Source organism: Candidatus Poriferisodalis sp., assembly GCF_965237655.1.
In the GTDB taxonomy this organism is placed as follows: domain Bacteria; phylum Actinomycetota; class Acidimicrobiia; order Acidimicrobiales; family Poriferisodalaceae; genus Poriferisodalis.
The window spans coordinates 745,877-766,998 of sequence record NZ_CBDEGB010000001.1 but is presented as its reverse complement, the minus strand read 5'-3'; the positions used below and the strand labels follow the sequence as shown (position 1 = coordinate 766,998).

At 67.1% G+C, this 21,122-nt stretch carries 13 protein-coding genes; 4 read left to right on the top strand and 9 right to left on the bottom strand.

Translation table 11 applies throughout. The features are described from left to right. Complete coding sequence (locus ACPXYO_RS03695) at positions 1 to 3,705, bottom strand: adenylate/guanylate cyclase domain-containing protein (protein ID WP_423916744.1); 3,705 nt, start codon at positions 3,703 to 3,705, stop codon at positions 1 to 3. A 102-nt stretch (positions 3,706 to 3,807) separates the two neighbouring features. Here ACPXYO_RS03695 and ACPXYO_RS03690 point away from each other — a divergent pair, with 102 nt between their 5' ends. Both ACPXYO_RS03690 and ACPXYO_RS03685 read left to right on the top strand, forming a co-directional pair. Then, a complete protein-coding gene (locus ACPXYO_RS03690; protein WP_423916743.1) occupies positions 3,808 to 4,590 on the top strand; it encodes an ABC transporter ATP-binding protein in 783 nt (260 codons plus the stop codon). A gap of 15 nt (positions 4,591 to 4,605) precedes the next feature. Next, the gene (locus ACPXYO_RS03685) at positions 4,606 to 7,158 is read left to right on the top strand and encodes an ABC transporter permease (protein WP_423916742.1); all 2,553 of its coding nucleotides are present in this window, start codon (positions 4,606 to 4,608) and stop codon (positions 7,156 to 7,158) included. A 26-nt stretch (positions 7,159 to 7,184) separates the two neighbouring features. On the opposite strand, the gene ACPXYO_RS03680 is transcribed toward ACPXYO_RS03685, so the two are convergent. Then, a complete protein-coding gene (locus ACPXYO_RS03680; RefSeq protein ID WP_423916740.1) occupies positions 7,185 to 7,937 on the bottom strand; it encodes a hypothetical protein in 753 nt (250 codons plus the stop codon). Positions 7,938 to 8,092: 155 nt separating this feature from the next. Between ACPXYO_RS03680 and ACPXYO_RS03675 the strand changes: the two genes are divergently transcribed. Together ACPXYO_RS03675 and ACPXYO_RS03670 are read left to right on the top strand one after the other, a co-directional pair. Then, on the top strand, positions 8,093 to 9,235 hold the full coding sequence (locus ACPXYO_RS03675; RefSeq protein ID WP_423916738.1) for an N-6 DNA methylase: 1,143 nt from the start codon (positions 8,093 to 8,095) through the stop codon (positions 9,233 to 9,235). Continuing rightward, complete coding sequence (locus tag ACPXYO_RS03670; protein WP_423916736.1) at positions 9,175 to 10,452, top strand: type ISP restriction/modification enzyme; 1,278 nt, start codon at positions 9,175 to 9,177, stop codon at positions 10,450 to 10,452. Before ACPXYO_RS03675 ends, ACPXYO_RS03670 begins: the two co-directional genes overlap by 61 nt. Here ACPXYO_RS03670 and ACPXYO_RS03665 read toward each other — a convergent pair. The 7 genes from ACPXYO_RS03665 to lnt form a co-directional block, all read right to left on the bottom strand. After that, positions 10,374 to 10,805: a DUF5615 family PIN-like protein gene (locus tag ACPXYO_RS03665; RefSeq protein ID WP_423916734.1), complete on the bottom strand. Its 432-nt coding sequence runs from the start codon at positions 10,803 to 10,805 to the stop codon at positions 10,374 to 10,376. The genes ACPXYO_RS03670 and ACPXYO_RS03665 overlap by 79 nt on opposite strands. An 8-nt stretch (positions 10,806 to 10,813) precedes the next feature. Next, positions 10,814 to 11,296, bottom strand: coding sequence for a hypothetical protein (locus tag ACPXYO_RS03660; RefSeq protein WP_423916732.1), 483 nt, complete (start codon positions 11,294 to 11,296; stop codon positions 10,814 to 10,816). A gap of 374 nt (positions 11,297 to 11,670) precedes the next feature. Further along, complete coding sequence (locus ACPXYO_RS03655; RefSeq protein ID WP_423918675.1) at positions 11,671 to 12,009, bottom strand: type II toxin-antitoxin system RelE/ParE family toxin; 339 nt, start codon at positions 12,007 to 12,009, stop codon at positions 11,671 to 11,673. Between the two features lie 61 nt (positions 12,010 to 12,070). Next, the gene (locus ACPXYO_RS03650) at positions 12,071 to 16,888 is read right to left on the bottom strand and encodes an Lhr family helicase (RefSeq protein WP_423918672.1); all 4,818 of its coding nucleotides are present in this window, start codon (positions 16,886 to 16,888) and stop codon (positions 12,071 to 12,073) included. Positions 16,889 to 17,114: 226 nt separating this feature from the next. Further along, positions 17,115 to 17,318, bottom strand: coding sequence for a CDGSH iron-sulfur domain-containing protein (locus tag ACPXYO_RS03645; RefSeq protein WP_423916730.1), 204 nt, complete (start codon positions 17,316 to 17,318; stop codon positions 17,115 to 17,117). Continuing rightward, positions 17,311 to 19,551: a HelD family protein gene (locus ACPXYO_RS03640; protein WP_423916729.1), complete on the bottom strand. Its 2,241-nt coding sequence runs from the start codon at positions 19,549 to 19,551 to the stop codon at positions 17,311 to 17,313. Before ACPXYO_RS03640 ends, ACPXYO_RS03645 begins: the two co-directional genes overlap by 8 nt. Positions 19,552 to 19,661: 110 nt before the next feature. Further along, positions 19,662 to 21,116, bottom strand: coding sequence for an apolipoprotein N-acyltransferase (gene lnt / locus ACPXYO_RS03635; RefSeq protein ID WP_423916727.1), 1,455 nt, complete (start codon positions 21,114 to 21,116; stop codon positions 19,662 to 19,664). Between the last annotated feature and the right edge of the window lie 6 nt (positions 21,117 to 21,122).

Here is a 21,122-nt window from a genome sequence, read left to right as displayed (position 1 = left end):
CTACAGGTCCGCCTCGCCGGGGAACGGAATCGCCTCGGGCAGCGGGCCAGTGATGGCGGGTGCCGCTGCTTCGAGGCCCGCGGCCAGCCGGAACGCCGTTTCCCAGCCGCTCGGGCGTGCTCCGAGCTGAGCCATCGCCACCTCCGCCTCCGAGCGCAGCGCAGCCGTGTCGGGCGCTTCGAACGACTCGTGGCCGATGGCGCGGGCCAGCCGTACCACCGCTTGGCTGAGCCGGCTGTCGGTGGCGTCGATGAGCACCAAGGCCTGCTCGAACGCAGCCTCCATCGCCGGCCGATCGGCGTCGCGCGCATGCGCGAGCGCACGGGCCACGAGGGCGGTGCGCATGTCGAGATAGGTGCCGGTGCCGCTTGCCATGGCGAATCGGGACTGCTCCAACGCATCGATCGTGCGCCCGACGGCCGCATACGCGATGGCCAGGCTGGAGTGCAGGTAGGTGGACGGCAGGTCGTCCGAGCTCACGGCTTCGAGTGCTGTGATCGCGTCCGCCGGCCGGCCCAGCTGCAACAGCGCGAGCCCCAGGGAGACCTGCAGGTCGAGCAGGCCGATCACTGCGGTCCGCTCGGCTCGCTTCGTGGGCTCGGGCCCGCTCGCTCCAGCGTGCGGATCGCGCCCAGACGTCCGGTCCCAGCCGGCGCGCACCAGATCGTCCGTGACTGTCTCTGGGTGCCCCATCTGGACCGCTGCGCCCGCTCGGACCGCCCGGGCGAATCCTTCGAGCGGACGACCTGGCATGTCGCTGGCCCGCTGGAAGCACTCCGCCAGCACCGCCCGGCTGCGCTGGAGTTCGCCCACTGCGGCGTACGACCGGCCCAGCAGGCCCAGCGCCTGCACGACGCCGAAGTCGCTGTGGACATCGCGGAAGACCTGTTCGGCGGCGCGAGCCCGTTCCACAGCTGCGAGCGCCCGTCCCGACCACAGCCCGAGCGACGCCAGCAGCAGATCCATCATCGCCTCGGTGAACCGCTCACCCCGCTCGTGGGCAATGGTGTGCACCGAGCCGGCCAGCTCCTCGGCCTCGTCGCGATCGCCCGAGTGGAACCGCAGGAACGCCAGCAGGCCTTCGGCGGTCGCCAAGCCGACGGTGTCGCCCAAGTCGATGAATCGTTCGATTGCGGTGGTCAGCCGGCGACCGGCCTCGGAGATCAAGCCCTGCTCGAATGACAGCCACGCCAGGTTCTGCAGGCACCACGCCACGCCGCTCTCGTCGCCGAGATGGGCGAAGGTGCCGTTTGCCTCGTTGATGTAGCGGTCGGCACGTGCGTAATCGCCCGCCCGCAGCGACGCAAGTCCTCGCAGCCGCAGCGACTCGGCGGCCTCGCGCACTTCGCCCATCGTGCGGAACTGATCCAGCGCGTCGGCCAGCAGCTTGTCGGCGGCGCCATGTTCGTCGCCGGCGAGCGCTACTTCGCCCAGCACCCGCAAACCATGCGCCGCGGCGATCCGGTTGCCGTTCAGGGTTGCCATGGCCCGTGCCAGCTCGGCATCGGCCCGGGCGCCATGCAGCTCGCCGAGCCTCAGTCGGGCCGCGGCCCGGCCCAGTGCCATATCGATGAGCCGCGGGTCGGCGTCACCGAGCATCTCGATGGCGCGGCGGTAGAACTGCGCCGATGCGTAGTGGCTGTCGCGGGCCGCCGCCCACCGGCCGGCCCGGCCGAGCCACTCGATCGCTACCTCAGTCATGCCGCCTTCGAAGACGTCGCCGTCTCGGTGATCTCGCTCGCCGGCACTTACGCCGAGCTCGACGGCCGAAGCGAAGTGATCGGCGATCAGCCCGACCGACTCGCTGGAGGGGTCCTCGCGGTTCTGTGCCAACCACAGCGCGACATCGAGGTGCCGCTCTGCCCGCCCGGCCTTGGTCAGCATGCTGTAGGCAACGTCGCGTACCACGTCGCTGCGGAACGTCCAGCCGTCTGCCTCGCTCGTGAAGATGTCCTTGTCGACCAGTCGCTGAAATATCGCTGGATCCTGTTCTGCGTTGGGGTCGGGTTCGGGCGATGCCGTCATCTCCAGCAGCTCGCTGATCGAACCGCCGCCGCCGATCACCGACGCGGCGTCCACCAGACGGCGTTCGGGTGGGCTGAGCGTGTCGAGGCGGGCCGCAACCAGTCCTCGCAGCGTGTCGGGCATTTCCGCCAGCGAGCGTTCCTCGTGGTCTGGCCGAGCGCCGGGACCCACTACGCCCGACTCGCGCAGCAGGACGCACATTTCCTCCAGGAAGAAGGGGTTGCCCCCGCTGCGCTCATAGAGCTGCTCAGCCACGTGATTGGGAACGCTCACGCCCAGCAGCTCGGCCACCAGGTCGGCGGTGGCCTCACGACTGAGCGCGTCGAGATTCAGCACCACCGTGCTGTGGCGGCCCGGCGGAACCGTCCAGCGATGCTCGTCCATGTTCCAGCGGGCCGTCGTGATGACGATGAAGGGCTGGTTGGCCAGTGCCGCCAGCAGCTGTTCGAGCACCTTGAGCAGCCGTTCCTCTGCCCAATGCACATCGCTGAGCAGCAGCACCACGGGCTGGCGCCGCGCCAGCGCCCCAAGGAATCGACGCAGGGAACGGAACGTAGCCTCGGCGCGCCATTCGATCTCGGCGGGATCGCCGGTGCCGACCCGCCCGAGCACGGCCAGCACCACATCGGTGATCTCGTCGATCTCCTCGAACGTGACGGCGTCGGATGAGCTGGCAACGCCGTTCGAGTTGCCGTTTGTGCTCTGCAGGACATCGGCCACGAGCGACGAGATGCGCCTGGTGGCCAGCACCGTCGAATCGCTGGCGTTCACCCCCGCAGCGGCCGCGATGGCATCGCCCAGGCAGCGCAGCGGGTTGGTCTCGTCATAGGGCAGCGCCATGCTCTCGAGCACCATCGCGCCGTGACGCTCCACGGTGCCTTCCGCCGCCTCACGAGCCAGGCGAGTCTTGCCCATGCCGGCTTCGCCCACGATCTGGCACAGCTGAGCGCGCCGGCGGGCCACGGAGGTGTCGATCGCGGCATCCAGCAGGGCGCTCTCGAGGTGACGTCCCACCAGCGGCGACAGCGACGCACTGCGACGGCGGCCTGGCGGCGCCAGCTCGCCGCTGGCCGCGAACACCGTCACGGGCTCGTCGCGACCCCGCAGGCCGATCTCGCCCCGCGGCGTGTACTCGACGATGCCCACAGTGGCTGCCTGGGTGGCGTCTCCCACCAGCACTTCGCCCGCTTCGGCGATGGTCTGGAGACGGCTCGCGATGTTGACGGTGTCACCCATTGCCGTGTAGTCGCCGCCGGCTCGCAGGGCGCCCACCAGCACTTCACCCGTGTTGATGCCGATGCGCATCTGGAGGTCCATGCGGCGCTCGGCACTGAACGCCTCCAGCGATCGACGCATCCGGAACGCGGCGCGCAGCGCCCGCTCGGGATCGTCCTCGTGCGCTGTGGGCGCGCCGAACAGGGCAAGGATCGCGTCGCCAATGATCTTGTCGACGGTGCCTCCGAACGCGGTGACATCGCCCACGAGCCGCTGGAAGCATTGATCGACGAGATGCTTCAGCTCTTCGGGGTCGGCGGACTCGCCCATCGAGGTGAACCCGACCAGATCGGCGAACAGCACCGTGACCACACGACGTTCCTCGGTCTGCACGAGCAGGTTGCCGCAGCTCGGGCAGAAACGTGCGCCCTGCGGGACCTCGGTAGCGCAAGCAGGGCACGTCATTGCGGCATTCTAGAAACGGCGCAGGAAGCGGACCGCATGAACGTCGGTTGCGAGTGCTCTGGCCGCGGAGGACGCTACCCAACCGCGCAGTAGCGTTCCGCCATGCCTCGCCCTCGAACAGCCACTGCACCTCATCACGCCGTGCAATTCGCCGACGATTCCGCCGTTGCCGCGCAGGCGGTGGATGCCTCGAAGATCTACGGCTCGGGCCCCACGGCGGTGCGAGCCCTTGACGGGCTCGACGTGAGCTTCGCCCGGGGCCAGTTCACCGCCGTGATGGGGCCATCGGGTTCGGGCAAGTCGACGCTCATGCACTGCATGGCCGGCCTGGACACGCTGACCTCGGGCGGGGTCGTCATCGACGACGTGCCGCTCGCCGACCTGTCCGAACGAGAGCTGACGCTGCTGCGACGCGACCGGGTGGGCTTCATCTTCCAGGCCTACAACCTGGTCCCCACGCTGACGGCGTACGAGAACATCGTGCTGCCGCGCCGGCTCGGCGCGCGCGAAGTCGACCGTGAATGGCTCGACGAGGTGGTGGAAGCAGTGGGGCTGACCGACCGCCTCAGCCACCGGCCCAGCGAGCTCTCAGGCGGCCAGCAGCAACGCGTCGCAGTGGCCCGGGCGCTCGCAGGACATCCTTCGATCGTCTTTGCGGACGAGCCCACCGGCAACCTCGACAGCCGAACGGGCGATGAGATCCTGCAATTCATGGGGACCGCCGTGCGGCAACTGGGACAGACGATTGTGATGGTCACCCACGATCCTGTGGCGGCGTCATACAGCGACCGGGTGGTGTTCCTCGTCGACGGTCGCATCGTGAACGAGATGAGCAACCCACAGGCCGACGACGTGCTCGACGTGATGAAGCACCTCGGCGACTGAGGCTGCGCCAGATCGATGCTGAAGCTCACTCTCAGGTCCTTCTTCGACCGCAAGATCCGCCTGGCACTCACGACGTTCGCCGTGGTGCTCGGTGTGGCTTTCGTGTCGGGATCATTCGTGCTGGCCGACAGCCTGCGAGCGGTCTTTGACGACATCGCGGAGGAAGTGGGCGCGCCGATCTCGGTGCGGGTGCGCGGCATTTCTGCGATCGAGAGCAACGACCTCACCCGCCCCCCTTCGCCGGACTCCCTCGCCGATGAGCTCGCAGGCGTCGACGGGGTGGCCAGCGTCACCGGCATCGTCGAGGGCTTCCCATTCGTCAGCACCGCCGATGGCGAGTTGGTGCGCAGTCAGGGACCCACACTTGCCTACAACTACGAAGCTGACGCCGTCTCAGCGATCGAGATCGTGCGAGGCGATGCGCCGGGGACCGGCGAGGTCCTCTTCGACGAATTCGCCGCCGATCGATACGACATTGCCATCGGCGACGTCGTCAATGTCCGCACCCTTGCCGAGCCCGAGGACTTCGCGGTGTCGGGCATCGCGAGCTTCGGCGAGGAGGACTTCGGCGCTGTATTTGTGCTGTTCGACACGCCGACGGCCCAGCGCCTGTTCGGTCTTCCCGACAGCTTCTCCTACATCAATGTGAGTGCAGCGGGGGCCTTGAGCCCCGACGAGTTGGCCGAACGGGTCAATGCAACCCTGCCCGCAGACTTCGAGGCCGTCACCGGCGAGATCGTCTCCGACGAGTTCAGTGCGTTCTTCGACGTCATCATCACGGTGTTCCAGAGCGCGCTGCTGGCGTTCGCGGCCGTCGCGCTTGTGGTGAGCGCCTTCATCATCAACAACACGTTCTCGATTGTGTTGGGGCAGCGCATCAAGGAGTTGGGACTGCTGCGCTGCCTGGGCGCGTCGGGCCGACAGGTGCGCACGTCGGTGCTGTTGGAGGCGCTGCTGATCGGCGGCGTGGCCTCGGTGGCAGGTCTGTTCGGCGGTCTCGGCGTGGCGGCGCTCATCAACCAGATCATCAGTGCTGCCGGCGATGGCGGCGGGTTGCCGAGCGGGGGGATCATCTTGGCACCGCGTACCTGGATCGTGGCCATCGTCGTGGGAATCGGAGTGACGCTGCTGGCATCGCTGTCCCCGGCGCGACGGGCGGCCAGCATCCCGCCGATTGCCGCCCTCACCGACGACTTCGTGCTGTCCGCGACGCGCACCCGCCGGCGCGTGCTCGTTGGCCTGGCATTTGCCGTTGTGGGCGGGCTGGCAGTGATCCTGGGAGTGCTCGGTGCAGGAGACACCACGACACGCCTGCTCGCGCTGGGAGCTGGGGCGCTCTTGCTGTTCATTGCGGTGGCGCTGCTCAGCCCGCAGGTTGCCGCGCCGATCGCTCGGGCGGTTGGTGCGCCCATCGCCTGGATAGGCCGCATCTCGGGAACGCTGGCGCGCAACAACGCTGCGCGCAACCCGCATCGCACCTCGGCCACTGCTGCCGCGCTCATGGTGGGCCTGGCGCTGGTCACGATGGTGCTGGTGGTGGGCACCAGCTTCAAGAAGACGGTGACCTCGCTGCTGGAGACGTCGATCACTGCCGACTACTACGTCGCACCCGCACAGCAGCAGGGACCGGGCGTGTTCAGCCGCCAGCTCGCAGTCGAGCTCAATGAGCTGCCAGAGGTGGATCTGGCGATCAGCTTTCGCGGCGGGCCGGGCACAGGCGCGCGGGCGCTGATCGGCGGCGCTGGGCGTGACATTGCCGGGGTCCCCAGTGCCGCCTTCGGTTCGGTCGTGCATGCGGGCATCGTCGATGGCGGCTACGACGGACTCGAGAACGACGGTGTGCTCGTGCATGCCGACCCGGCGACTGATCTCGGGCTGTCGCCTGGCGACACGTTGACCGCGGTATTCCCTGACACCACGCGGACCCTCACCGTTGTCGGCGTCTACGACGACGCCAGCATCGTGGGCAACTGGGCGGTTGACCTGTCGACCTACGAGGAGGTGTTTGGGTCATCAATGCAAGATGACGTCTTCGTCGCCGCCTCGGTGGCGCCTGGCATCGATCCCGCCAGCGTCCGTCCTGCGATTGAGACCGTCACCGATCGCTACCCCGAAGTGACGCTGCGGGATTCCGACGAGTTCGCACAGAACGCCGAGGACCAGCTGAATCAGCTCCTGCTGACCGTGAACGCCTTGCTGCTCTTTGCTGTCGTCATCGCAGCTCTCGGCGTGGTCAACACGCTCATGCTGTCGGTGTTCGAGCGGACACGCGAGATTGGGCTGTTGCGGGCCGTGGGCATGACGCGTCGCCAGACACGGCGGATGATCCGCTGGGAAGCCGTGATCGTGGCGGTATTTGGCGGGTTGATGGGCATCGTGCTCGGCCTGGTGCTCGGCGCCGTCTCAGTGGCGGCGATGCCCGAGTCGTTCGTGAGCGAATTCGGCGTTCCCATCGGACAGTTCGTCGTGATCTTGCTGCTCTGCGTGGTGATGGGCATCGTCGCGGCAATCCTGCCCGCCCGCCGCGCCGCCCGCATGGACGTCCTGCAGGCCATCTACCACGCCTGAACAGCGGTTCGCCGCGTCGCGCTGGCTCAGATCGCTACGGGACGATGTGACACCCTGAGGCGAGACTCACGCTGTCCATTCGCGATGTCGAGGAGTGCCCAGTGCCGTTCGCCGAGTACCGCCGATCCCTGTGTACGACTTTCAGCAGTGGCCGAGCGACTGAGCACAGCTACCGGCCCGCGCTGCAGAAGCTGCTGAAGGATGTTGGCGGCAAAGACGTCGATGCGATCAACGAGCCGACACACGCGGACTACGGCGCGCCCGACTTCATTGTCGAGCAACGGCAGGTTCCCATCGGACATGTCGAGTGCAAGGACATCGGCACAAATCTCGATGTTCAAGAGGAAAGTGAGCAGCTCCAGCGGTACCGCGAGGCACTGCCCAATCTCATCCTCACCGACTACTTGGAATTCCCTTGGTTCGCGAACGGAGAACTGCGCGCCGAGGCCAAGCTTGGACTGTTCGACAGCGCTGGGCGCCTGTCCGTGGAAGCTGGCGGCGACGATTCCGTACGGGACTTGCTCACCGACTTCTTCGATGCTGAGGTGCCCGTTGTCGGAGAGCCAGCTGACCTCGCCAGGCGCATGGCATCCAAAACGAGGCTGCTGCGTAACACCATCGAACAGATCCTGACGCACGACGCCGGTAGTGCCTCGGCGCTGACAGGACTGCTGGCGAGCTATCGAGAGGTGCTGATCAACGATGTCAGCATTAGCGACTTCGCCGACCTGCAAGCGCAGACGGCCGCTTACGGACTCTTCGCTGCGCGGTGCCTCCATGATGGGCAGCCAGCGGCGTTCACTCGGCAGTCGGCGGTATTCGCGCAGCCACGCCGTTCCTGCGAGATGTCTTCGGGCACATCGCCGGACCCAACACCGACGCTCGCATCGCATGGATCATTGACGACTTCGCCCTACTGCTCGCACGCGCCGACATGGCAGCGATCTTGGAGGGTTTCGGGAGGCCCACGCGCCAAGAAGACCCCGTCGTTCACTTCTACGAGGACTTCTTGGCTGCCTACGATCCGAAGCTTCGCGAGCTGCGCGGCGTCTTCTACACGCCGGAACCAGTCGTTTCGTACATCGTCCGAAGCGTCGATTGGGTGCTACGCGAGCGATTTGGGCTGAACGCCGGTCTAGCTGATACTGCCGAAGTGAAGGTATCCGCAGAAGATGGGCAGACGCGCAAGCTCCCGAAGGTCCTAATCCTTGATCCGGCGGCTGGCACGGGCACGTTTCTCCGCGAGGTCGTGTCGCATGTCCGCACCAGTCTCGCTGACACTGGACTTGCCGGTGCTTGGGAGCAATACGTTCAGGAGCACTTGCTGCCACGCTTGTTCGGATTCGAGCTGCTGATGGCGCCGTACGCCATTTGCCACCTGAAGCTCGCTCTGGAAATCAGCGGCGAGTCTGACCAGTTCGTCATGCCCGAAGGGGAACGATTGGGCGTGTATCTCACAAACTCCCTTGCTGAGGCGCACGAGACCGCAAGCGGGCCAATGTTCGCCAACGAGATCGTTCGCGAGGCTCGCGACGCCGACGCAATCAAGCGCGACCATCCGGTGATGGTGGTCATCGGCAATCCGCCCTACTCAGGTCATTCGGCAAACAAGGGCCCGTGGATCAGCGATCTGCTGCGAGGCCGAGTCGCCGAGGACCCGGAGAGCTACTTCACGGTCGATGGCGAGCCGCTCGACGAGCGCAATCCAAAGTGGCTCAATGACGACTACGTGAAGTTCATTCGATTCGCGCAGTGGCGTATCGGGCAGACCGGTGAGGGCGTGCTCGGCTTCGTCACGAATCACAGCTACCTCGACAATCCGACGTTCCGCGGGATGCGCCAGTCGCTCATGGAGACCTTCGACGAGATCTGGTGCTCGACCTGCACGGCAACTCCAAGCGAAGGGAACGAACCCCAGACGGAGACCCCGACCAGAACGTCTTCGACATCCAGCAAGGCGTCGCAATCGGGATCTTCGTCAGGCACGGTGACAGCCTTGAAGGCCTGGCGAAAGTCATGCATGCCGATCTCTGGGGCGCGCGGGGCGATGAGAAATCGGGGAAGTACGCGTGGCTAGCGGAGAACGACATCACCAGCACCACGTGGCGTGAGGTGTCGCCCCGCTCGCCGGACTACTTCTTCGTGCCGCGCGACTATGCGCTGCTCGAGGAATTCGAAGCAGGCTGGAAACTGACGGACATCGCGCCGGTCAACTCGGTGGGCATCGTGACGGCCCGGGACAAGATCGCCATCCAGTGGACCGAAGACGACATGCGCCGATTCGCTGAGGAATTCAGCGGTCTCACCGAAGATGCAGCCCGGCAACGATACGCACTTGGGCGAGACTCACAAGATTGGAAGGTCGCATCAGCACAAGAAGACATCCGATCGCATGCCGATGCGAATGAGTACGTCAAGCCGATTCTCTACCGGCCGTTCGACGTCAGGGCGACGTACTACACGGGTACGGCCGGCGGCTTCATTTGCAGGCCGCGATCGGATGTCATGCATCACATGCTGGCCGGGTCCAATCTTGGCCTGGCAGCTGGTCGCGCAGGCAACGTCGTCGGGTCCAACAGCTGGGACGTTGCGATCGCCGTGAATGCGCCGACGGACTTCAATTTGTTCAGGCGAGGCGGCAACTGCCTGTTCCCGCTGTACTTGTACCCGCGGAGTGGCGATGGAATGGGCCTCGGTGCCAACCAACGCTCACCGAATCTTGCACCGGAGTACACCGAGGCGTTCGCAGTTTCGGTCGGAATGCGCTTCCTCCCGGACACCCCAGGCGATCTGGAGTCGACGTTTGGGCCAGAGGACGCCTTTCACTACATCTACGCGGTGCTCCACAGTACGGATTACCGACATCGATACGCCGACTTCTTGAAGTCAGATTTCCCGCGCATCCCGCTGCCAGGAAGTCGAGGCCTGCTTGCTGGTCTGGCGGGACTCGGCGCAGAGCTCGTATCGCTCCACTTGATGGACGCAGATGGAGACGACAAGCCGTCCTTCGCGGTTTCAGGCACTGGAAGGGTAGAGAGCGTCCGCTACAGCGATCCGACGGGCGACGCGCCCGGCCGAGTCTGGATCAACCGGGACCAGCACTTCGAAGGCGTATCACCTCAGACGTGGGAATTCACCATCGGTGGCTACCAACCGGCGAAGAAGTGGCTCCAAGACCGCAAAGGACGCGTCCTCAACTTCGAGGATGTTCAGACCTACCTACGAATCTGCGCCGCTCTCGCCGAGACACCGCGCATCATGGAGCAGATCGACACAGGCGGGCAGCGTCGTTGAGGACGCCTATAGCCAATGCGGTCCGGTGTACGGCGACGGATTCTCCAGTGACCAGCGGTGGAGAGCATCAGCCAAGCTGTAGGGCATTGCCCGCCGCGTCGGAGTCGACTCTTGCGAACAACGACGACGGGAACCGCTGGAGTGCCAGCTTCGAGTGCATGACTCAGAATGCGCGCATAGTCGTCTTCGTCTTCCGATACGACGACCCGGCCCTCTGCGACAGCGGCTCCGTAGACATCCTCATCGCGAGCGGATCGCAGTTGGGTATCTGCGACGCAAACGGCGTCGTGGCCCCGTTCGTTCAGGATTCTTGCAGCCGCATGCGGCAGCATCTCGTCAAGCAGCCACCTCATTGTCCGGCTTAGTGGCGTTGACCGAAGTGCCTGCCCCGCAGCTTGGCTCGACTGGATCCGCCTGTTTGCTCCAGCGCAATCGAACGCTCGCGCTCAGCGATCATCTCATCGATCAGCCGGCCGGCGGCCAAGTCATCTGCAACCTTGGCCTCGATCTCGTCGGGATAGGTCTCGTAGAACCGAATAGCGAGATTGACCTGTCGCTCATGCAGGTCCGACTCGGTGCAGACCGTTTCGATGGGGTCGTACTGGTCCATTGGCACTCCGCGCAGTGCCTTGATCACCTGCCAGATGTCGGGACCACCGGCCAAGCTGGCCCGGCGTCCCGATGGCCCGTCGATGTAGACGATGCCGGGGAACTGGCGAGTCTTGAGGCCCTCGTCAAGCAGGGAGGCAGCCAACACAGGAGGTGGTTGTCCACTGGCCTGGCCTTCAGCACGAAGACGCTCGGCGAGTTCACCGGAGATTGGGAGTGAAACGGCCGCTGCCACAACCGCAAGAGTATTCCTGTCTTCCAGCTTCGTACCAGAGGTTTTTTCGGCGATCAGGGGCGGCGGGTGGGGCCGCAGCGGCGGCGAACTTGGCGTCGCCGCGACCCTCCACGAAGTGACCTCGCTGGACGGTGGCTCGCGCGCCACGTCATCTGCTCTTGGAGCCGGTATCTCTCAGGATTTCTGTTGAGCACGAGGGGCATACGCGCGCTCAAGATGCGCCAGTTGGTCCTCTGCCTGGTTCAGCAGCGCCTCGGCATGTGGACGTTGTGAATACTCGTCGTGCAACTCCGAAAGCGGCCGCAAGTCGAGGTTGCGGCGACGTCGGAACCAGCCCATGGCTACGACGCTAGCAACCAGGCTCGACACAGCTACTACGCCTTTCTCGACAGGCTCGCCAAGTGAGTGCCGTAGAGGCGATCCGCCCGTCGGATCATCTTCCGGTACCACTTCTCTCCCTGCTGACCGGCAGACTTGTCTCCGCCGCAGAGCATGAGGACCCGCTGCCACGGATCCAGGACGTAGAACGCACGAAGTGTTCGTGCTGGGCGCAATTCCTTCATGTTGCTGTACTTGGAGCCTCGAACGCTGTCGGCGATGGGTCTGCCCAAGTTCGGTCCCTGGTGGATGAGTCGGTGCTCAGCCCTTTGCAGTCTTGCCCGATGCTCGTCGGAAAGTGACCGCGCCCAGTCTCTGTACTCGGCCGTAGTCACGATCTCCCACACCGGGAGAGTAAATCCTGCTCCGCCTTTCGCGTCCAACGAATTTGTGGGATCAGGGACGCAGGGTGGGGCCTCTGTAGCCGGGGGTGAAGCCGTTGGCCGTCAGGGTGTCGTGCATCGGGTGTTCGGCGGCTGGGGCGGCATCGATGCGTGCCAGCTCGACCCTGGTGAGTCGCCCGTTGGCGAGGGCGTTGCGGAGCGCATCGATCCAGCGCAGGTCAGTGTTGGCGTGCTCGAAGGTGTGCAGCGTGCGACCGCCCCGGTCCAGCATCACGAGCGGAAAGCCGTCGGAGAGCACCACATGGCCCCCAGCGGTCCGGCTGGGACGGCCGTCGCTGGACGGCCAGCCGAGTGCGGCGCCGTAGGGCTGGGCCGGGTCTGCCGCTCCAAGGACGACTATGTCGTCGGAGCCCTCGCGGTGGTCACGCAGGCGCTCCACTGCCGCGGCGGTGGCGAACTGGGCGGCGCCGAGGCCTTCCACGAAGTGACCCCGCCGGACGCTGCCTCGCTCTTCGAGCGCACGCAGGATGCCGTAGGCCGCGGCGAAACCTCCTGGGTGACCGTCAGCCAGCACGCCGGGCCGGGTGACGATGCCGTGGCGTTCCAGCAGCGCCTGCGCCGCGCCGTGAGCACGTTCGGTCGGCGACGGTGCGGGTTCGCGCAGCAGTGACACCAGCGACCAGCGGCCTGCCGCGCTCGGCGGTCCCCCAGCACGCAGGCGTCCCGGACGGGGCCGATGACCAGGACCCGAGCGTGTCAGCACACCCGATCGGCCTCGTGACGCACTAGCTGCGCGCCTGCCGGGCCGTTTGGCCTTCGCTGCTCGACCCCGACGCGGACCGAGCGCACGCAGCGGGGCGAAGGTGTCGTTGGTGACCAGACCGGCCCACACCAAGTCCCACAAAGCTGCCAGCACCCGCTCGGACTGTCCGGACAGATCGGCTGGCGCATCGTCTGAGGTGGCGGCGTGCGCTGCAGCGAACAGATCAGTCCAGAACGCGGCGCCTCGTTCGCCGAGGTGGCTGAGCACGGATGCCGCCACAGGGCCGTCAGGCTCGTCATCGGGCGGCGGCGCCAGCGTGGCGATCTCGTCGCGCCAGTACAGGCGGACGCGGCCGTCGTTGGGACCGAGCGATCCCGCCCCGATCCACACCAGCTCTCCGCTGGCCAGCAGCGCGTCGAGATCGGCCCCGCTGTAGCGGGCCAAGCGCACCGGCAGGACGTCGGCCTCCAGGATCGACGCCGCCACCGGCGCACCCGCCAACTGGGTGATGGCGTCGGCCAGCGCGTCGGCACCCCGACGGGGCCGGTCAATGCTGTGCCAGGCGGACAGGAAACGCGCGTAGGCCTCCGGCGGTACCGGTTCCACCTCGCGGCGCAGTCGGGCCAGGGAGCGCCGGCGCACGGTTCGCAGCACCGTCATGTCACACCACTCGGTGCCGGTGCCGTCGGGCCGGAACGCGCCCCGGGTCACCCGTCGGGCCGCCTCGAGGCGGTTGAGCGCTGCTGTCACCCGGACCACCGGAATGCCCAGCCTTTGCGCGGCCGACTCGACTTCGAACGGCACATGCGTTGCTGCGAAGCGAGCCACCAGCTCGTCAAGCGGATCGGTGCCTTGGTACGCATCGACTGTGAATGCAGCCGGCAGGCCCACCGGCAGGGCGCATCCCAGCGCGTCACGGCAGCGTGATGCGTCCTCGACGGCGACGTAGCGGGTCTCATCGGCGATGCGAACCTCGACCGCCCGGCGCTCCGCCACCAGCTCGCCCAGCCAGCGCTCGCCCGGCGGCGAACCCGACGGGTCCGGCTCGCAACGGTGGGTGATTTCCAGCGTCGTGAGATCGCCAACTCGGCTCAACACATCAGCGAGCTCGTCGGCATCGCGAGCCCGACGACCATCGGCCAAGCGCTGGAGCTCCAGCTCGAGGGTTGCCAGCACCTCGGCGTCGAGCAGCTCGCGTAACTCCTCGGCACCCAGCAGGTCGGCCAGCAGGTCGCGATCCAGTGCCAGCGCCGCGGCCCGGCGTTCGGCCAGCGGCGCATCGCCGCCGTACATGAAGACCGAGATCCAGTCGAAGAGCAGGCTTTGGGCCATCGGCGAGGCCCGGTCGGTGTCGACGGTCACCATGCGGATCTTGCGGGACTTGATGTCGCCCAGCACCTCGGCCAGCGCCGGCACGTCAAACACTTCCTGCAGGCACTCGCGGGAGGTCTCCAGCAGCATCGGGAAGCTGGGATACTTCGCCGCAACCTCCAGCAGTCCCGCCGAACGCTGGCGCTGCTGCCAAAGCGGGACCCTCTCGCCCGGTCGTCGGCGCGGCAGCAGCAGCGCCCGGCCGGCAACCTCCCGGAAGCGGGACGCGAACAGTGCCGTCGAGGGCAGGTGGTTCACGATGGCTTCGCGCACCTCGTCGGGATCAAGCGCCAGATCGGGCGCATCGAGGCCAGGGCCGCTTTGGGAGCCCGCCTCGTCGTCTGGAGACCAGACGTCGCCTAATCGCAGCACGATGCCGTCGTCGCTCCACAACAGCTCGACTGGTCCTTCGCCGTGCTGGGCAGCCCCTTCAGCCAACTTGGCCTGCAGCGCGATGCCCCACGGCGCATGCACCCGGGCGCCGAACGGGGTGAGGATGCAGATCCGCCAGTCGCCGATCTCGTCGCGGAACCGCTCCACGACAATCGTGCGGTCATCGGGCACAACGCCAGTCGCAGTCCGCTGCGCGTCCAGATACCGCAGGATGTTCTCTGCGGCGGTTCGGTCCAGGCAGTGCTCGCGCTGCAGACGCCCAATCAGCCCAGTGACCGCATCGTCAGAGCTGTCCGTGGCGAAGTCGAGCGGCAGCGGGTCGGGCAATTGGTCGCCGACCGAGCGAATGAACGCCCCCACTGCCCGGCCCAGCTCGAGCGGCCGGCCGGGCCCGTCGCCGTGCCAGAACGGCATCTTGCCCGGCTCGCCCGGCGCGGGCGTGACCACGACACGGTCGAAGGTGATCTCGGCAATCCGCCACGTCGACGCGCCTAACAGAAACGTCTCACCCACCCGGGCCTCGTACACCATCTCCTCGTCCAGTTCACCCACGCGCGACCCGTCGGTGGTGAATACCGCGTACAGACCCCGGTCGGGAATGGTGCCGCCGTTGGTGACCGCCAAGCGACCCGCCCCCTGGCGAGCACGGAGCATCCCGGTGGTGCGGTCCCAGACGATGCGCGGCCGCAGCTCGCGGAACTCCTCGGATGGGTAACGGCCGGCGAGCAGGTCGAGCACCGACGAGAACACCTCTTCGCTGAGCTGTTCGTAGGGAGCTGCGCGGCGCACGACCCCAAGCAGATCGTCCACCGACCAGTCGTCGACCGCGACCATCGCCACGACCTGCTGGGCCAGCACGTCGAGCGGCTGGCGGGGGAAGCGGATCGATTCGATCTCGCCGGTGCCCATTCGCTGTGCCACCACTGCCGCCTCGACGAGATCGCCGCGGTGGCGAGGGAAGATCTTCCCCACGCTCGGCGCGCCGACTTGGTGACCCGCGCGCCCGATGCGTTGCATTCCCGCCGCAACCGACGGGGGCGAGGCCACCTGGATCACCAGGTCCACCGCGCCCATGTCGATGCCGAGCTCCAGCGATGAGGTAGCCACGATGGCGCGCACACGGCCCGCCTTCAGGTCGTCCTCGATTCCCAGCCGCTGCTCGCGGCTGAGCGACCCGTGGTGCGCTCTCACCAGCTCTGCACCCTCGGGCGGCGAGGTGCCTTCGGCCTCGGCAGCGCGGTTCAGCCCGTCCAGATGCAGCTCGTTCAGCCGCGAAGCCAACCGTTCGGCCAGCCGGCGAGCATTGGTGAAGATGATCGTGGATCTGTGCGCGTAGACGAGTTCCAGCAAGCGCGGATGGATGGCGGGCCAGATGCTGTTGGAATGGGTCTGCGGCGCTGCGCCGGATGCGTCTGATGGCGCTGTGTCCGATGGTGTCGGCGCAAGCGATGGCGCTGCGTCCGATGGCGCTGTGTCTGATGCCGGCGGCGCAAGCGATGGCCCTGTGCTCGATGACGCCGCGCAGTCATCGTCGTGGTCGACACGCACGTTGCCGTTGGGGGCTCCCGCAACGCTGGCAGCTGCCAGGTCGCCCATGTCGGACACCCCGACGATGACCTCCACGTCGAGCTGAGAGCTCATGCCCGCATCAGTGATCACGACGTGCCTGGAGGCCGGCTGGTCGGGATCGTTGCCGCCGAGGAACCGGGCGACTTCAGACAGTGGTCGTTGGGTGGCCGACAAGCCGATCCGCTGCGGTTGCTCGACGGTCAGCTCGCACAGCCGCTCCAGCGACAGCGCCAGGTGCGTGCCCCGCTTGGTGGCGGCCACCGAGTGGATCTCGTCGACGATGACCCAGCGCACCCATCGCAGCGTCTCGCGCGCCTGCGAGGTCAGCATGAGATACAGCGACTCGGGCGTGGTGATGGCGATGTCGGGTGGCCGGGTGATCAGCCGCCGCCGCTCAGCGGCGCTGGTGTCACCCGTACGCACGCCGACGGTCGGTGTGTGCATATCGGTGCCAAGGCGCTCGGCGGCCAGGCCGATGCCAGCCAGCGGCGCTCGCAGGTTCTTGTCGATATCGACTGCCAGCGCCCGCAGCGGCGACAGGTACAGCACCCGGGTGCGTTCGGCACGCGGCGGCTCGGGCTCGGACATGACCCGATCGATGGCCCACAGGAACGCGGCGAGCGTCTTGCCCGAGCCGGTCGGCGCAGCGATCAGGCAATGCCGGCCTTCCGCAATGGTCTCCCATCCCGAGACCTGACATTGCGTCGGCGCGGCAAATGTCGTCCCAAACCACTCGGACGTCGGCGCGGAGAATGACCCGAGCGCCGGATGCATCCGGGCGAGCACTTCGTTGTCAGCGGTCACACCAGCCATCTGAGGCCATTACTACTGCGAGGCTGTGACAACCGCTGTACTCGATGTGCCGGGTCCATCCCGGCTGTACTCGATGTGCCGGGTCCATCCCGGCTGTACTCGATGTGCCGGGTCCATCCCGGCTGTACTCGATGTGCCGGGTCCATCCCGGCTGTGGCTGAGCCAACGCCGGCTGGCAACGGGCGCGTCAGCTGGGCGGATTGAGGGCGCCGTCGAATCCTTGGTTGTGGCTGCCGTCGCACATCGGCTTCGTGTCCGACTGGCCGCAGCGGCACAGAGCCACGACCGAATCGCTGTCGGCCACCGAGTTTCCTTCGTGGTCGTCGATCTGGCACGAACCGCGAACCAGCAGCGGTCCGTTGTTCAGCACTGTCACCGTGACATCAGCCATGTGGTTCTCCCGAGTTCACCTCAACCGCATCGGCGTTTGCGGCGTTGCGGCCAGTGTTGCACGACTCGGCTCCGCGCATGATCTCCGCCCGGAGCGGATTGGGCAGCGGCTGTGAGTACACCACCGCAACTCTCTTGGTAGCGCGAGTCAGCGCTACGTAGAGAGCCCGCAGGCCCTGGGGTTCCTCATCGACCATCGCGCCGGGTTCCACCACCACGACACCGTCGGTCTCGAGGCCCTTGCACAGGCGCACGGGCGCCAAGGTGACGCGCGGGTGGAGCGCACCGGTGGTGTTGCGGCTGGCCGCGGTGGCGCGGCCGAAATCCACACCAGCTTCTGCCAACAGCGCCGCGATCTCGTCCATGAACTGGGTGGGCGACACCACGAGCATGCTCCCGCCGTCGAGCGCGACAGCCTCGGAATTCACCGTCTCAAGCACGGTGTGAGCCAAGCTCAGAGGCGCCGGCACAAAGCGAGGCGGCGACCCGTCGATGCGCACGGCAGCTGGCGGCGCGAGACCGGGCGCAGCTGCCGCGAGCACACGATTGGCGAGTTCAAGGCTGGGCTGGGGAATGCGGTAGCTGAGGGTGAGCTCAGCCAGCCGCGGAGGCACCGGACCCGACGGCAGGTGAGCGAGGATTTCCTGCCAACCCGATGGCGCGTGCGCAGACGTGGCCTGGGCGATGTCGCCGACCAGCGTCATCGAGCCGTTGAGCGAGCGCCTGGCAATCATCCGCAGCGCCATCGGTGGCTGGTCCTGGCACTCGTCGACCACGATGTGCCCGTACGTGCGCATCTCGGTGTCGCTGCGTCGCTTGCGTGAGCGCGACCGGGGCCCCAGCACGGCATAGGCCTCATCGAGCAGCGCAACGTCGGCATCGCTCCACTCGTAGTCATCTTCGCTGCCGCCGCGGGGCCGATGCAGCGATTCCCATTCGGCGTCACGCAGCACGCCGGCCGCCGCTGAACGAAGCAGCGCGCGTGAGCCGAACAGGTCGCGCAGCAGCTGTGCCGGCGTCAACAGCGGCCACATGCGCTCGAACGCCGCCATCACCTCGGGATGACGGGCGAATCGGTCACGCAGCTTGGCGGGGTCGGGCCGACGCCGGTGAGAGGCCGACATGGCCGCGTAAACCTCCTGCTCCACGAAGGCACGACCGGCGTTGTGATGGCGGAACCGGCGGCGAGCCTCGGCCACGATGGCGCGTGACGTGCTTGCGGCAAGGGTGACGTAGCTCAGCCCGAACTCCAAGCGAAGGTCGCCGCGGAGAGCTCGTTGGCGGTCCCGCACGGCGTTCACGATGACCTGTGACATGCGGGCATCGCCCTTGGTGCGAGCGACGTCGGGTGCGTCTGCAAATCGGATCCGCACCTCGGGGAAGATGTCGTTGAACAGATCGGCCAGCACGAACAGGTGCACGCCGACCTCGCCCAGGCTGGGCAGCACGCGCTCGACGTAGCGCAGGAAGAGTCGATTGGGGCCGACAACCAGCACGCCTTGGCCTGCGAGCGGGAAACGGTACGTGTAGAGCAGGTAGGCGGCACGGTGCAACGCCACGATCGTCTTGCCGGTACCGGGGCCGCCCTGACAGACCAGGATGCCCTTGCGTGGGCTGCGGATGATCTCGTCCTGCTCGGCCTGAATGGTCGACACGACCTGCCGCAGCTGGCCGTCTCGGCGCTCTTCGAGGGCCGCATAGAGCGCCCCGTGGGCGTTCAGCCGCGGTCGGCCATTATCGGAGCCATCGCCGTCGAGAGCGTCGAGGTCGAAAACCTCGTCTTCCAAGTCTGCGAGGACGCGGCCACGGCACACGAAGTGGCGGCGCCGCAGCAGTCCCAGCGGGTCGCCGCCGGTCGCACGGAAGAACGGCTCCGCGACCGGGGCCCGCCAGTCCACCACGACGGGCTCCTGCCGCTCGTCGGCAACGCCCAGCCGGCCGATGTAGAAGGTCTCGCTGGGACCGGTGGCATCGGGCTCGGGGGCGTCGTCGCTGGTCTTGGCCGGCCGGTCGATGCGGCCGAACACCAGCGACGACGAACCCAGCTCGAGCTGGCTGAGGCGACCTGCCACGGCGTCCTCGATGACGTCGCGTTCGAACCTCGCCTGCCGGGTGCCACCGCGGCCGACCTCGACCATGTCGCGCAGCCGCGTCGCTCGCTCCCGGGAAGACTCCAGAAGCGCATGCGCGCGGTCGATATGTGCTTGTTCTGCCTGGATTTCCGGATGGCTCACGCTTGGCTCGTCACCGTTTTTGAGGCTGATCAAGGCTACTTGGGGCGGGTGGTATCGGTGCGCCTCTTGGCGCGCGCAAGTGGCACAGCGCGCCTAGCAGCGTGCGTCATTCACACAGCGCGCCCATTCGTGCGCGCAGCTGTCACGGCGCACGATGCCAGAACGATGACAGCAGCCAGCATGAGGGGCCACGGGCCCAGCACCATCGCCGGGGTGGACCCCGAGCGAAGGTCCACATTGGCGGCCAGAACGACGGATTCGCGTAGCTCGCTGCGATGTGTGATCTCGCCCTTCGGGGACACGATCGCGCTGTAGCCGGTGGTGGAGGATTGCAGCACCCAGCGACCCGACTCGACGCCTCGCAGCCGGGCGCTGGCCAGCGACTGCGCCGGCACCACCGAGGTGCTGTACGACGACGCGAGCGTGGGGTTGGCCACGATGCGCCCGCCCGCACGGACACCGTCGCGGACCAAGTCGCTGAAGTACACCTCGTAGGACGTGACAGCAGCAATGTCGCCCAATGAGGTCGCCAGCAGGCCCGGACCGGCACCTCCGATCGCCTCCCGGGAAATCAGCGACAGGTCGGCGAACCGCTCCACCACGCTGCGCAGCGGCACGTACTCGCCGAAGGGCACCAGGTGGGCCTTGTCGTACCGGTCAGACAGTCCGGTGGCGGGATCGACAGCAACGGTCGCGTTGCGGAAGCGCTGGCCGTCGGGGGTCCGCTCGTAGAAGTTGGCCACGAGCACCAGATCGCGTTCCGCGGCCAGCGCCTCAAGTTCTGCCAGGCGGGTTGAGGTCTCGAGGGGTCCGTCGCTGGAGGTGCTGCTCTCGCTCCACAGCATCAGATCTGCGTTGCCCTCCCAGGCCGCGGTGGTCTCAAGGTGCCGAGTCCGCACGCTGCGCTGGGGCGTGTCGACGTTCGTACCCAACTCGCCGCCGGCCTGCACGACCGCTGCGGTGATGGTGGCATCGACGGTCGTCGCCGGCCAGGCCAGTGCCGCGAGGGGAATGCCGATCGCAGCCACCCCTGGCCACGACACGCCGCACCACTCCCGGGCACAGAGCCGCTCGACGATGACAGCCCCTACGCCGACCAGCGCGATCACACCCAGCGGGCCGGCCAAGACGGCGACACCCAGCCATGGCCCCTCGACCTGTCCCAGCGCCAGATTGGACATCGGGACGCCGCCGAACGGCACGCGCCAGCGCACTGCCTCGCCCAGCACCAGCGCTGCGGGCACGCCGAGGGTCCGCCGCCAGCCGCTCGGGGCGACGAGCGAGGCCGGGAGCGCCATGATGAGCGCTTCGACCGGTACGGCCACGATCCATCCCGGCAACGTCAGCTCGGTCATCCAGAACAGCCCGAGCACGTACGCGCCCAGCCAGAAAGCGCCTGCCGTTTCGAGCCGGTCGCGCCAGCGACCTGCACCCCGGTTGCAGAAGCGCAGCCACAGGCCTAGTCCGATGGGTCCGAGCGGCCACAGCCCCCATGGAGGCAGCGACAGCATGGTGAGCGCTCCGAGCGCGACGGCCAGGCCGTCGCGTAGGAGTCGTTGTCTCATCGCTGG